Genomic DNA, 12,890 nt, shown 5'->3' with positions numbered 1-12,890 from the left:
GACTGCTCAGCTGCCGGTGGCGCCGTTGCCCGACAGGGCCGAGATGTCGTCCAGCACGTGCGAGAGCGGCTCGTCGCCCTTGGCCTGCGTCGAGTTCTCGGTGCACTGCTGGTTCTGCGGCGAGGACAGGACCGGGATGTCCTGGACGCCGACGTTGACCAGGGCGAGGATCGACTGGGCGTTGACCTTGGCAGGCAGGCCGACGCAGGGCTTGTTCAGCGAGCCCTGGACCAGCGAGAGCTGCGGGCTCATGTCGCCGAGCGTGGCCGAGTTGCCGAAGGACGACGTGGCGTCGTTGCCGCTGAGCGACGTGGTGCCGTGGTCGTTACCGATGGCGAGGGCCTGGGGAGCCGCCACACCGGCGAGACCGGCAACGGAGGCGGCAACAGCCGCGGTTGCCCACAGCTTCTTCATGTTCATTCCCTTTCGAAAGGCGGACTCCGGGGAGGAGCTGCGTGATCGTCAACGGCCGAAACCCCGCCGGGGTTGCGGCGTTTGCCCCGTTTGGAGTAGTGCAGTCGGATGAGTGCACAGGCGCCCCCACCCGGCGCGGAGCGACGGTGGGCGGGGAACGGCGGACGGGCCGCCGATCGGCTCGGCGACCCGTCGTGGGCTCGTGCGGACCCGGGGGCTCAGCTCCCGGTCGCGCCGTTGCCCGCCAGGACGGACACGTCGTCGACGAGGTGCGAGAGCGGCTCGTCGCCCTTGGCCTGGGTCGAGTTCTCGGTGCACTGCTGGTTCTGCGGCGAGGACAGGACCGGGATGTCCTGCACGCCGACATTGAGCAGACCGACCAGCGACTGGGCGTTGAGCTTCGCCGGCAGGCCGATGCAGGGCTTGTTGAACGAGCCCTGGATGAGGGCCATCTGCGGGCTCATGTTCCCGAACGTGGCCGAGTTGCCGAACGACTGGGTGGCGTTGTTGCCGGCGAAGGACGTCGTACCCGTGTCGTTGCCGATGGCCAGGGCCGGCGACGCGGCCGCGGCGGAGACACCGACGACGGAGGCGGCGACCGCGGCGGAGGCCAGAACCTTCTTGATCACTTGCGCATTCCCTTCTGAAGAAACCCCGTCCACCGGAGCGATCTGGTTCAACTGGCCATCCCACCAATGGGTTGCACCGGTTCACTCCGATGGCCCACACGGGGGGCGTGACCCGGCTCTCCGGGCGCCGCATACCTGAATTCCACCGATCTCGCGCCGCCGAACGATCCGATCGGGTGACGCCCCGCAACCAATCGGCGCCGGTCCGGTTGATGCGTGGCAGGAACATGCGTCTTGGCGAAGAGCCAGGAAAGGAAAGCGAAATGTTGAAGAAGGCAATGGCCGCGGCGGCGGTCGCCGCGTCCTTCGTCGGTGTGTCGGCGGCGGCAGCCCCCCAGGCGCTTGCCATCGGCAACGACACGGGCACCACGTCGCTCAGCGGCGACGCCGCTCACGAGACGTTCGGCAACCAGGTGACCCGGGGCAACCTGAGCCCGCAGGCCACCCTGGTGCAGAGCTCGCTCAACAAGCTCTGCGTCGGCCTGCCGGCGAAGGCGAACGCCCAGTCGCTGGTCGCCATCCTGGCCAACGTCGGTGTCCAGGACGTCAACGTCCTGTCCTCGCCGCAGAACCAGCAGTGCGCCGAGAACTCGACCCAGGCCAAGGACGACGAGGCGCTCTCGCACCTCGTGGACGACGTCTCGGTCCTGGCCGGCAACGGCGCCGCCAACAGCTGAGCAGGTCCCGTTCCGAGGCCGCCCGGGCGGTGTGCAGGCGTACTGCGCCGCCGTCCGGGCGGCCTTCGTCGCTTTTTTCACCGTGCTTTCCCCATCCGCGGTCCCGCCCGATTCTCCGCCGCTGTTTCTCCATCAGATCGGCCGTTGTGTCAATTCTGTGAAGGCGTTCGAGTGAATTCGGTGGGTGTATGCGTTCCACGGTTTCTTCCGCTGTCTATCCCTCGTTTTACAACTGCCGGTCATGATGCGAGCCGTTCAAGCTGTGCTCGCTCGGTTTCGGCCGTCAATAGGGGCATGACCGCAGAGAAGGGAAACCTCATGAAGAAGAGCGCTGCTTTCCTCGCCGGCGCCATCCTGGTCCTGGGCGGAGCTGTCCCCGCCTTCGCCGACTCCGGGGCTCAGGGCACCGCCAGCAACTCCCCGGGCGTCCTCTCCGGCAACGTGATCGAGGTGCCGGTCCACGTTCCGGTCAACGCCTGCGGCGACACGGTCGACGTCATCGGCCTGCTGAACCCCGCGCTCGGCGACGGCTGCGCGAACCACTGACGTTCGTCCCGCATCGCACCAGCCCCACCGGCTGAGTTCTGGCCGGCCTCGGACCGTCGATCTGTCGATTCTTCGTTCCGGGGCCGGCTTTTCCATTTCTACGAGCAGGAAGACTACGAGATTGCGACAGACCCTCAGCAAGGGCATGGTCGTGGCCGCCGCCGCGGCGACCGGCGTGCTGTCCTTGTACGGCAGCTCCGCGCTCGCGGACACCAATGCGCAGGGCACCTCCCAGGGTTCACCCGGCGTGTTGTCCGGCAACACCGTCCAGGTCCCGGTGGACGTCCCGGTCAACGTCTGCGGCGACTCCGTGGACGTGGTCGCGGCGTTGAACCCGGCGTTCGGCAACTCCTGTGCGAACCCCGGTGCTTCACGGAGCACGCCGGCCAACCCCGGCACCCCGCCCGGCGATGACGAGACCACACCTCCGGACAACGACCACAGCACTCCGCCCGGCGACGACGAGACCACTCCGTCCGGCTACGGCAACGAGGAGAGCACGCCCCCGCCCACCGGCGGCCCGACCACTCCGTCCGGCTACGGCAACGAGGAGAGCACGCCCCCGCCCACCGGCGGCCCGACCACTCCGTCCGGCTACGGCAACGAGGAGAGCACGCCCCCGCCCACCGGCGGCCCGACCACTCCGTCCGGCTACGGCAACGAGGAGACCACGCCCCCGCCCAGCGACGACCACAGCACGCCGCCGGGTTACGGCGACGACCACAGCACGCCTCCCTACGGCGGCGAGGACACCCCGCCCCCGTCCGGTGGCGACGACTCCCCGCCCTCGTGGGGCGGGGAACACCACCACCACCACTGGTCGCGGCCGAGCCTTTCGCACACCGGCAGCAACGCCGAGGAGATGATCGGGACCTCGGCCGCCAGTGCCGCACTGATCGCGGCCGGTGCGATCCTGTACCGCCGCGGCCGGACGGCCGCCCGTCGGTAGCGCGCCGGGTGCCGGACCCGAGCGGCCGGCACCCCGCAGCCGACACGAACTCATCGGACGGCAGGCCGACTTCGGCCGACGGCACCTCCGGTACCGCAAGCCGTCCGACCCCCTGCCGGGACACCGCTCTCAGTGCCGTACCTGGTGCGGTGGTCCGGCGGGGCGGGCAGCCGGGACGGGCCAGCCGGCCGGACCCGTGCGCAGGCGGTGCCCGACCCCGCGCACCAGGGCGCCGGCCGTGAAGCCCGCGCCGTACACGAACCGCATGGCAGGGCCGAAGCTCCCGGCCGTGACGAGGCCGGCCAGGAACAGGCCCGGATACGACGACTCGAAGCCCGGCCCCACCTCGGGCGCCCCGTCGGCGCCCGTGGCCAGCAGGGCGCGCAGGTCGGGGGAGAGCAGCCGGAGCCGCTCACGGGTGGCACGGAAGCCCGTCGCCGCGATGACGTGCCCGGTCTCCAGCGTGGCCGTACCCCCTCGCCGTCCCGCCGTCTCCAGGCGCAGGCCGCCCGGTACCGCACGGGCCGCCACCACCTCACGGCCGAGCAGCACCTCCACCCGGCCCTCCACCCTTTCGCGCACCCACCAGGCACCCGCGGGAGCCGGCGCACCGGCCGCGATCCGGGCCCGCGTGCGGTCCGGCAGCCGCCGGAACAGGCCGGGCCGCTCGGCGTAGCACCAGTTCCGCCAGCCCGTGCCGAGGCCGCCGCGCGGGGAGCAGGCCGAACGCCACCGGGGACGGTTCCACGGAGGGGGCGCGTCGTTCCAGCGCAGCCGGTCCGCGCGGACCACGATCCGTACCCGGGTGCCCCCTTCGGCGAGGAGCGCGGCCGTCTCCAGGGCCGCCTGCCCGCCGCCGATCACGGTGACGTCCCCGCCGCGGAACCGGTCGAGGCGGACGTGGTCGCCGCTGTGCGACACCAGCGCCGGCGGCAGGCCGCGCAGCACGGCCGGGACGGAGGCGAACGGCAGCACCCCGACGGCGAGCGCGACCGTCCTTGCGGTCAGTGTCTCCCCGTCCTCGGTGACGGCCCGAAAGCCGCCGGTGCACGGCGCCACCCGGGTCACCGTCCGCTCGTCGGTCCCGGGCACGGCGTTGCGCGCGAACCACAGGCCGTACTCGGTGAACACCTCCAGTGGCAGCGGCCCGGCGTGGCGGGCCGTCATGCCCCGGAAGGCGCGGAAGACGTCGAGCCGCCAGCGGCCCTCGGGGTCGGACAGGTCGGACGCCCACGGCTCCGACCTCAGGAGCATTCCGCGGGGCATGTGGTCGCGCCAGGTCGCCATGGGCCGCCCGTGGACGCGGAAGGCCAGTCCGGCCGCCGCGGCGTGCGACGCGATCGACAGGCCGTAGGGGCCCGCGCCCACCACCAGCAGGTCGTACATCAGCAACTGCTCGCTTTCTCGTCGTCAAGGAACGGCCCGCGGGGCGCTCCTTCCCGTCCGTTCGCCCGTGCGGGGGCCGGGCCCACCTGAAAGCCGTAGCCGCAGTGGCGGAAAACCCGTCGATATGACTGCCTGTCAGTGACAGGCAGGAACAGGTGAGGACGCAGCCGAGTGGAGAGAGGAGCAGGCATGGCTCCACAGCAGCGGCGGGACCGCTCCCGGCGGCTGACCGTGGCCGCGGTCTCGGCCGCCGTGACGGTCGCCCTTGCGGCCGGTCCCGGATTCGCGGCGGAGGGGGTGCGGAGCCCCGGTCCCCCCGCCCCCGAACCGGCGGCGCCCACGTCCACCGCCCCCGCGCCCACGACCCCGTCGTCCACCACGGCGGCACAGACCACTCCGGCACACGTCACCCCCGCGCCGACCACCGCGGCCCACGCCACCGCCACACCGGTCGCCCCGGCACCCACCTCCACGCCGTCGGCCGTGCCGGTGCCCGCCAAGGCCGGGGCTCCGCCCTTCGGTGCCTTTCTCGACTCCGGGCCGCTCGGGGTCGCGCGGATCGCCGGGCTGAGCCACTGGCTCGGCGGCACCGAGCTGAAGGTCGGGCACACCTACCTGCCCGGCGGCAGCTGGCGGGACATCGAGGGTCCGCCCGGCTTCCTGGACGTGTGGGCGCGGTGGCGGCGAGAGAAGGCCGACCGGATGCTCGTCCTCAACGTGCCCATGCAGGAGCACAACGAGGAGGACGTCCCGGACGACCAGGTGCGGGAGCTGCTGCGGGCGGGCGCGTCCGGCGCGTTCGACCAGCACTTCCGCGCCCTGGCCGAACGGCTGGTGGAGCTGCGGGTGCCGGACACGGTGATCGTGCTCGGCTGGGAGATGAACGGCACCACCTACACCCACCGCTGCGGTCCGGACCCGGAGGCCTGGAAGAGCTACTGGAACCGGATCGTCACGACGATGCGCTCGGTGCCGGGGCAGAGGTTCCGGTTCGACTTCGCGCCGAGCCGCGGCCGGGACGCCGTGCCCTGGACCGCGTGCTACCCCGGGGACGACACGGTCGACATCATCGGCATGGATTCGTACGACCAGCCGACGGGGGAGACCTTCGACGAACAGGTCACCGAGCCCTACGGCCTGAGGCAGCACGTGGACTTCGCGAAGGCCCACGGCAAGCCCATCTCGTATCCGGAATGGGGGCTCTTCCGCAACGGCGACGACCCCGAGTACATGCGGCGCATGCTCGCCTGGATCGACGAGCACAAGCCGCTGTACAACACGCTGACCGACTACTGCCCGCACGGCGTGTGGCAGTGCGCGGACAACCCGAGGTCCTCGCAGGTCTACCGGGCCGCCCTGAACGGCCTTCCCGCGGTTCCCACGGCACCCGCCACCCCGACGCCGACCCCCACCCCGCAGCCCCCGGCCGACTGCTCGCCGCTGAACCTGGATGTCTGGATCGAGTACTGGCTCGGCGGAAAGCTCTGCCTCCACTCCGGCTGGTGGTCGCGCGGCGGCTAGTCCCGGCCCCGCTCCCGCCACCGGTGCAGCACCTCCTTGCCCCGCTGCCGGGCGGCCGCTTCGCACAGCGCGGCCCCCAGCAGCGGGGTGGTGCGCCGCCGGGCCAGCAACAGCCGCCGGTTGACGGCCGGTTCGGGTCGCCAGTGGTGCTTGTACGGCTCGTCGCCGCGCAGCAGGCTCAGCGTGCCGTGCCCGCCGGTGCCCGCGGCCGCCGCGTTGAGGGCGCAGGCGTCGAGGAGCATCACGGCCACGTCCGCCTTCAGTTCGCGCAGCCGCGGATGGGCGCCGTACAGATAGCCGCCGGCCAGGCCGTGCGAGAGCAGGGTCAGGTCCACGGCCACCACCTCGCCGTCGAGCCGGAACTCGGTGACCACCGCGTTCCCGGAGCGCACCATCGCACCGACCGCCCGGACCAGGTGGGTGCGGAACCGGGGGCGCAGGTGCTCACCCGTCACCTTCCGCCCCTGCCACTGCAGCCGGTGCAGCTCCAGCATCCGGCCGAGCGCCGCGTCCACCTCCCCGGGGCCGGCCGCCCGCCGCTCGACGCCCAGCGCGGTCAGCCTGCGCAGCTTCGCCCGCACCCGCTGCTGTGCCCTGTTCGACGGCAGCCGGGCCACCAGTTCGTCCATGGGCACGGCGGGCAGCTCCAGACACGGGGAGTCGCGGAGCGTACGGCGCGGGCCGCGCCAGCGGTCGTACACCCGCTCCACCGTGCCGCCCGGCCTCACCTCGCGGAAGTCGATCAGCGCCGTGCGCGCCGCCGCCGCGAGTGCCCCGGTGAGCGCGTCGGCCGCGCGCCCGTCGTCGGCGTCGTCCAGCAGCACGTCCGCGTAGTCGGAGATCGCCCCGCCGAGCGGGACCAGCGCGGGCAGCGGCCGGCGGACCAGCATCAGCGGCGCGACGGCCAGCAGTTCGTCCCCGGAACGCACCACCAGCAGCCGCAGCCGCCCGCGCCCGCCGTACGACAGCCACCACGAGTGCAGCCAGGCGTGGCTCTGGAACGGGGTCGCGGCCGCGCACCGCCCGAACAGCCGTTCCCAGGCCGGGGCCAGCGCGGCGAAGCCGGCCGCGTCGGTGACCAGTTCGGTGGCGAGTTCGGCGCCTGGTCCGGGGGCGAGTTCGGCGCCCGGTTCGACGGCAGGATCGGTGGTGATGCCGGTGCCCGGTTCCGTGGCGGAGTCGGTGGTGGGGGCGGGACGCGCGGTGCGCGCCGCGTCCGTGGCGGTCACAGCCGGCCGTGCGCGTCGGCGGCGAGCGCCGGACCCGGCACCGTGGCCGCGCGCAGGGGCTCGTCCTCCGGCCGGCGTCCGGGCCGCACCAGCAGCGCGAGGGCGCCCAGCAGCCCGCCCGCGCTCGCCCCGACCAGCCCGGTCATCCCGGCCGAGGCCGAGCTCGGCGCGGTGGGCGTGACCGCCCGGGAGAACTGCAGGAGCTGGACGTGCGTGTCGGCCTTGGTCGCGTTCGCGTGCCGGGTGAGCGCCTCGGCCACCGCGTCGGCCATGCCCGCCGCCTGCGCCGGCCGGGCCGAGGTCGCGGAGACGGCGACCATCGGGGCGTCCGGCGAGGTCGCGGTGCGCACGCTGTCGCGCAGGGTGCCCACCGGCACCCCGGCCCGCGTCTGCGCGTCCCCGAGCACCGCGAGCTGGGTGGCGACCCGGCCGTAGGCCTGCGCGAAGCCGAGCGCCGTGGCGGTGTCGGAACCCGCGGTGGGCACGGCGACGACATAGCTGGTCGCCGTGTACGTCGGGGTCTTCAGCACGCCGTACCCGCCGCCGAGCAGCCCGCCCGCGAGGACGCCGGACGCCACCAGCGACCAGGCGGGCAGCGCGCCGACGCGGGCGAGACGGGTGGTGCGGTGATGCCGGGTGTGTGTGTCGATCATGACGGGCCAGCTCCCTGCTGGATGGGGACTTCGGGGGACGTGCGGGCGAGGGCCGCCGTGTAGACCTCCATGAGGCGGGCGGCGCTGCGGGTGATGCAGTAGTGGCGGGCCGCCGCGCCGGCGGTGCGCGGGCCGGGGCCCGTGGCGCGGACCCCGGCGAGCGCGCGGGCGTAGGCGCCGGGCTCGCACGGGACGCGCACCGCGTCCGGGGCGGCCGCGGGCGGCAGGTCCTCCAGGGCCGGGCACGAGGTGTAGCGCACCGGCAGGCCGGCCGCGAGCGCCTCCACGACCGCGAGGCCGAACGCCTCCTCGGGGGAGGGCGAGGCGAGCACGTCCATCGCGCAGGCCAGCGCGGGCAGCCCCGGGCCGGGCGAGCCGTCGGGGAGGTACGGCCGTTCGCCGGTGAACAGCACCCGCCCGGCGACCCCGGCCGCCCGCGCCACGCGCCGCAGGGCGTCCTCCTGCGGGCCCCCGCCGACCAGCAGCAGCCATGGTTCGTCGGGGAGTTCGGCGAAGGCGCGGATCAGGACGTCGAAGCGTTTGCCGGGCGCGAGCCGCCCGATGCCGCCGACGACGAACGCGTCGGCGGGCAGTCCGAGCAGGTCGCGGGTGTGCCGCCGGGCCGCCGGGTCGAAGGCGAACCGCGCCAGATCGACGCCGTTGGGCACGACCGCCACCCGCGGCCTCGGCACGCCCCAGCGGGCCAGCCGGGTGGCGACCGTGGGGGAGACGGCGACCGTGGACCGGCCCAGCCGCTCGCCCAGGAGGTACAGCGCGCGGACACCGGTGCTGAGCGGCCGGCCCTCCATCTGCGAGTCGCCGAGGGAGTGCTCCGTGGCGACGACCGCCCGGACCCCGGCCAGCCGGGCGGCGATCCGCCCGTACAGGCAGGCCCGGTACAGATGGGTGTGCACGAGGTCGTACCGGCCGCGCCGGATGATCCGGACCAGCCGGGGCAGCGCGGTCAGATCGCGGTTGCCGGTCATGCCCAGGTGCACCACGTGCACCCCGTCGGCCGCCAGGCCCTCGGCGACCGGCCCGGGGTTGGTGAGCGTCACCACGTCGCAGGCCACGGGCAGGTGCCGCAGCAGCAGCCGCAGTTGCTGCTCGGCGCCGCCCACCCCGAGGCCCGTGATGACGTGCAGCGCCCTCACCGCAGCCCCTCGACGGGACGGCGGCGCAAGCGGTGCAGCCGGTACTTCAGATACAGGCGTACGGCGTTGTCCCGCTGCCCGACGTACACGCGCGGCAGGACGTGCGTGCCGTTCAGGGCGCCCGGGTCGATGGCGCAGGCGTAGCCGTAGCCCGCCTCGCGCACGGCGGCCACGGCGCGCCCGTCGACCGTGCCGTACGGGTAGCAGAACCCGGCGACGGGACGGCCGGTCAACTCGGCGAGGACGGCGCGGCTTTCCGCGGTCTCGGCCCGAAGCAGGTCGTCGTCGGCCCGGGTGAGGTCCACATGGGTGAGGCCGTGCGAGCCGATCTCCATGCCCGCGTCGGCGACGCGCCGGATGCCGTCGGCGGTCAGCAGCGGCCTGCGCGGGCCGAGGGGGTCCCAGGCGTTGTCGCCGCCCAGCAGCCCCGGCAGCACGAACAGGGTGGCTGTGCACTGCCAACGGACCAGCAGGGGAACGGCGTTGGCGAGGAAGTCGGCATAGCCGTCGTCGAAGGTGAGGCCGACCAGGTCCCGGCCCTCGCCCCGCGCCCGGGCCGCGAGCAGCTCGGCCACCGACACCCCGCGCAGCCCCCGCCCGCGCAGCCAGCGCAGCTGCCGCTCCAGCCGGCCGGGGCCGACCGTCACCCGGTAGGGGTCGTCCGAGCAGTCGCCGACCGAGTGGTACATGGCGATCCACGGGACCGGACCGGGCCGGGCCGGGGTCGGCCGGCCCGCGCGGGCGGGGGACTCAACGGAGGACGACATGGGCGAGCCTTCGGGTGAGGGTGCGTGCGGAACGGAGTGCGGGTGCCAGGTCCCGGGCGCTCAGGGGCCGGCCGAGCAGGACGAACACGACGGTCGCGGTGGCGCCCCCGGCGGCGAGTCCGCCGAGCGGTGCCGCCGGCAGGCCCGCGACGAGGGCGCCGGCCGCGGTGGCGGCCGACGCGGCGCACAGCGGCCGGACCAGCGCGCGCAGCACGGGCCCGGTCCGGACGGGCACGCTCCGGCGCCGGGTGCCGGCGAGCAGCAGGACGGCGGTCACGGTGATGCCGGCGGCGTTCGCGGCGGCGATCCCGGTGACCCCCCGGGAGCCGACCGTTCCGGCGCCGATCCAGGAGGTCACGGCGATCCCCACGGCCATGGCGCCGACCGGGTACCAGGTGGCGCGGCCCGCCGAGAAGTACGCCCGGACCAGGACGCCCGTCAGGGTCTGGCCGAGTAGCCCGAGCGCGTAGACCCGCATCACCCCGGCGGTCGCCGCGGTGTCCCCGGCGGTGAACGCGCCCCGCTGGAACAGCAGTCCGATCAGCTGCGGGGCGCACGCCACGACCACGGCCGTGCCGAGCAGCACCACCCCGGCCGCCAGCGCCAGGTCCCGCTCCACCCGGCGCCGGGCCCGCTCGGTGTCGCCCTCGGCCAGCGCCCGCGCCACCACCGGGAAGGTGACCGTGCACAGCATCATCGACAGCGTCATCGGGATCTGGGCGACCTTCTGCGCGTAGTTCAGATGCGAGATGGCGCCGACGGGCAGACCGGAGGCGAGGAACCGCTCGATGAGCACCTGCGACTGCCGGCACAGCGCGAACAGCAGCACGGTGGCCATGAGCACGGTGTTCACGGGCTGCGCCCCGCCGACGGCTTCCTGCGAGGCCTCCGCACCGCGCCTGCCCAACAACTGCCTCATCAGGGAGGGGAGTTGGACGGCGACCATCAGGCAGCCGCCCGCCGCGACCCCGAACGCGGCCGAGCGCACGCCCCAGCGACCGCCGAGGGCGTACATCGCCGTGACGATGCCGACGTTGTAGGCGACGTAGATCGCGGCCGGTGCCAGGAAGCGGCGGTGGGCGCGCAGGGCCGCGCTGCAGTACCCGGCGAGACCGAAGCTCAGCACGCAGGTCGCGGTGAGTCGGGTGCAGTCCACGGCGAGGCCGGGATCGCGCAGGCCCGGCGCGAGCGCCGCCACGAACCGGGGAGCGGCCAGGGCGAGCAGCGCGCCCGCCGCCGCGAACGCCAGCGCCAGCCTCGGCAGCGTCCCTGCGACCAGCGAGCGGACCGGGTTCCCGGGGGCGCCCTCGGCGCGGCGGGCCAGCGCCGCGCTGAACGCCGGGATCAGCGCGAAGGCCAGCCCGTCCTCGATGAGCAGCGTGGCCGCGAACTCCGGCACCGTCCACGCCACCAGGAAGGCGTCCGTGTCCCGCCCGGCCCCGAACAGCCGCGCCAGCGACTGGTCCCGCACCAGCCCCAGCAGCGCCCCCGCGACCGACAGCGAGGCGGTGACCAGCGCGGCCTTCGCGAGAAACCGCCGGGTGGGCGGCGCGTGCTCGGGGGCGGGGGAGGAGGCCGGCTGGCCGGCGTGCGGCTTAGGGGCGGCGGGGGCGGGACCGCCTGCGCTCAGCGGCATCGGAGGGCGGCCTCCCCCGGCAGCGCCTCGTCGGCCAGGGCGTCGCCGCCCACCAGGGCCCACCAGGCGGTGAGGCCGAGGCAGACGGCGCTCAGCACGGTCGAGGGGCCGCCGATGTCGGCGTAGAGGAAGTCGACGAGCTGCCAGACCAGGAGCCCGCAGGCGACCAGCGCGCAGTCCAGGCCCCGGCCGCCGAGGGCGCGGGAGCGCCACAGGCCGCGCAGGGCGCACACCAGCAGCGCCAGCCAGCCGCCCGCGAGGCAGAGCAGCCCGGTCAGGCCCTGTTCGCCGAGCACCAGCAGATACATGTTGTGCGGGGAGAGCAACGGCTGCCGGTGGAACGAGACGCCGGCGCCCTCCGTGTCGCTGCCCGAGGACAGCGCGAGCGAGGCGTGCCCGTCGCGGTAGTCGGGGAAGCCCTTGAGACCGACGCCGGTCAGCGGGTGCTCGCGCCACATGTCTACGGCCGCCGCCCACATCGTGTACCGGTCGGTGACCGACTGGTCGGGGGCGTCGGTGACCTGGCCGATGCTGTCGATCCGCTCCTGCAGCATCGCCGTACCGACGCCGAGGCCGCCCACCAGGACCACGCACGCGGCCACCACGACCGCGCCGACCCTCAGTGCCCGGCGCAGCCCGGCCAGCACCAGCTGGACGGCGAAGGTGACGGCGGTGGCGATCCAGGCGCCGCGGCTGAAGGACAGCGCCAGCGGCAGCAGGAGGGCGAGGGCGCAGCCCGCCGCGACCACCCGCTCCCGCACCGGCCTGCGGCCCAGCGCGAGCCCCACCGCGCACACCAGCCCGAGGGACACGACCGTGGCCATGCCCATCACGTCCGTCGCGCCGAAGGTGCCGACCGCGCGGATGTCCTCGCCCTGGTAGGAGGCGCCGGTCCCGGTGGCGTACTGCTGCACGCCGAGGGCGCCCTGCCACCCCGCGAGCGCCACCAGCGACCAGGCCAGCAGGCGCAGGTCGCGCCGGTCGCGGACGAGGAGCAGCACGGCCGCGGGGACCAGCACGAAGATCTGGAGATAGCGGCCGAGTCCGGCGATCCCGGCGCCCGGCGAGACCGCGTTCACGGCGGCCACCGAGACACCCACCACCGGCAGGCCGAGGAGCACGCCGGCGGTCCGTGGTAGCGGGCGGGCGCGGGTGCGCAGCAGCCGTACGGCGCAGTAGGCGACGACCAGCGCGGACAGCGCGTCGGCGGGGCCCGCGCCGCCCTCGCCGTCGGGCGGTACCGGCAGTGCGAGCAGGGCGACCACGGCCGCCACGGGCAGCACCGGGGAGAGCCGCAGGGGGCGGCGGTTCGGCAGGACGAGGGCCATC

At 74.4% G+C, this 12,890-nt stretch carries 13 protein-coding genes; 4 read left to right on the top strand and 9 right to left on the bottom strand.

The window, feature by feature from the left end:
* Nucleotides 1-6: 6 nt before the first annotated feature.
* Both ACZ7FF_RS30120 and ACZ7FF_RS30115 read right to left on the bottom strand, forming a co-directional pair.
* Complete coding sequence (locus ACZ7FF_RS30120; RefSeq protein WP_470815975.1) at nt 7-414, bottom strand: rodlin; 408 nt, start codon at nt 412-414, stop codon at nt 7-9.
* A gap of 218 nt (nt 415-632) precedes the next feature.
* The gene (locus ACZ7FF_RS30115) at nt 633-1,043 is read right to left on the bottom strand and encodes a rodlin (RefSeq protein WP_470815973.1); all 411 of its coding nucleotides are present in this window, start codon (nt 1,041-1,043) and stop codon (nt 633-635) included.
* Nucleotides 1,044-1,306: 263 nt separating this feature from the next.
* On the opposite strand from ACZ7FF_RS30115, the gene ACZ7FF_RS30110 reads away from it, so the two are divergent.
* The 3 genes from ACZ7FF_RS30110 to ACZ7FF_RS30100 all read left to right on the top strand — a co-directional run bounded on the left by ACZ7FF_RS30110 (nt 1,307) and on the right by ACZ7FF_RS30100 (nt 3,215).
* Entirely contained in the window at nt 1,307-1,720 is a 414-nt protein-coding gene (locus tag ACZ7FF_RS30110; protein ID WP_470815971.1) for a rodlin, read from the top strand.
* A 294-nt stretch (nt 1,721-2,014) separates the two neighbouring features.
* Nucleotides 2,015-2,266, top strand: a complete 252-nt coding sequence (locus ACZ7FF_RS30105; protein WP_470815969.1) for a chaplin — start codon at nt 2,015-2,017, stop codon at nt 2,264-2,266.
* 121 nt (nt 2,267-2,387) lie between these two features.
* Entirely contained in the window at nt 2,388-3,215 is an 828-nt protein-coding gene (locus tag ACZ7FF_RS30100; RefSeq protein WP_470815967.1) for a chaplin, read from the top strand.
* 129 nt (nt 3,216-3,344) lie between these two features.
* On the opposite strand, the gene ACZ7FF_RS30095 is transcribed toward ACZ7FF_RS30100, so the two are convergent.
* The gene (locus ACZ7FF_RS30095; protein WP_470815966.1) at nt 3,345-4,601 is read right to left on the bottom strand and encodes an NAD(P)-binding domain-containing protein; all 1,257 of its coding nucleotides are present in this window, start codon (nt 4,599-4,601) and stop codon (nt 3,345-3,347) included.
* A 189-nt stretch (nt 4,602-4,790) separates the two neighbouring features.
* Here ACZ7FF_RS30095 and ACZ7FF_RS30090 point away from each other — a divergent pair, with 189 nt between their 5' ends.
* Nucleotides 4,791-6,122 carry a glycoside hydrolase family 26 protein gene (locus tag ACZ7FF_RS30090; protein WP_470815965.1) on the top strand — a complete coding sequence of 444 codons (1,332 nt, stop codon included), beginning with the start codon at nt 4,791-4,793 and terminating at the stop codon, nt 6,120-6,122.
* On the opposite strand, the gene ACZ7FF_RS30085 is transcribed toward ACZ7FF_RS30090, so the two are convergent.
* The 6 genes from ACZ7FF_RS30085 to ACZ7FF_RS30060 all read right to left on the bottom strand — a co-directional run bounded on the left by ACZ7FF_RS30085 (nt 6,119) and on the right by ACZ7FF_RS30060 (nt 12,889).
* Nucleotides 6,119-7,204: a GNAT family N-acetyltransferase gene (locus ACZ7FF_RS30085; RefSeq protein WP_470816225.1), complete on the bottom strand. Its 1,086-nt coding sequence runs from the start codon at nt 7,202-7,204 to the stop codon at nt 6,119-6,121. The genes ACZ7FF_RS30090 and ACZ7FF_RS30085 overlap by 4 nt on opposite strands.
* A gap of 143 nt (nt 7,205-7,347) precedes the next feature.
* A complete protein-coding gene (locus ACZ7FF_RS30080) occupies nt 7,348-8,004 on the bottom strand; it encodes a YveK family protein (RefSeq protein ID WP_470815964.1) in 657 nt (218 codons plus the stop codon).
* Complete coding sequence (locus tag ACZ7FF_RS30075) at nt 8,001-9,158, bottom strand: glycosyltransferase (RefSeq protein WP_470815962.1); 1,158 nt, start codon at nt 9,156-9,158, stop codon at nt 8,001-8,003. Before ACZ7FF_RS30075 ends, ACZ7FF_RS30080 begins: the two co-directional genes overlap by 4 nt.
* Nucleotides 9,155-9,925, bottom strand: a complete 771-nt coding sequence (locus tag ACZ7FF_RS30070) for a polysaccharide deacetylase family protein (protein WP_470815960.1) — start codon at nt 9,923-9,925, stop codon at nt 9,155-9,157. Before ACZ7FF_RS30070 ends, ACZ7FF_RS30075 begins: the two co-directional genes overlap by 4 nt.
* The gene (murJ, locus tag ACZ7FF_RS30065; RefSeq protein ID WP_470815959.1) at nt 9,909-11,561 is read right to left on the bottom strand and encodes a murein biosynthesis integral membrane protein MurJ; all 1,653 of its coding nucleotides are present in this window, start codon (nt 11,559-11,561) and stop codon (nt 9,909-9,911) included. The genes ACZ7FF_RS30070 and murJ overlap by 17 nt, the downstream gene beginning before the upstream one ends.
* Entirely contained in the window at nt 11,552-12,889 is a 1,338-nt protein-coding gene (locus tag ACZ7FF_RS30060) for an O-antigen ligase family protein (protein WP_470815957.1), read from the bottom strand. The genes murJ and ACZ7FF_RS30060 overlap by 10 nt, the downstream gene beginning before the upstream one ends.
* Between the last annotated feature and the right edge of the window lies 1 nt (nt 12,890).

The sequence above is a fragment of the Streptomyces sp. NPDC037126 genome (assembly GCF_055605965.1).
Note: the sequence above shows the minus strand (reverse complement) of the source record. Positions and strands in the feature narration are given on the sequence as shown.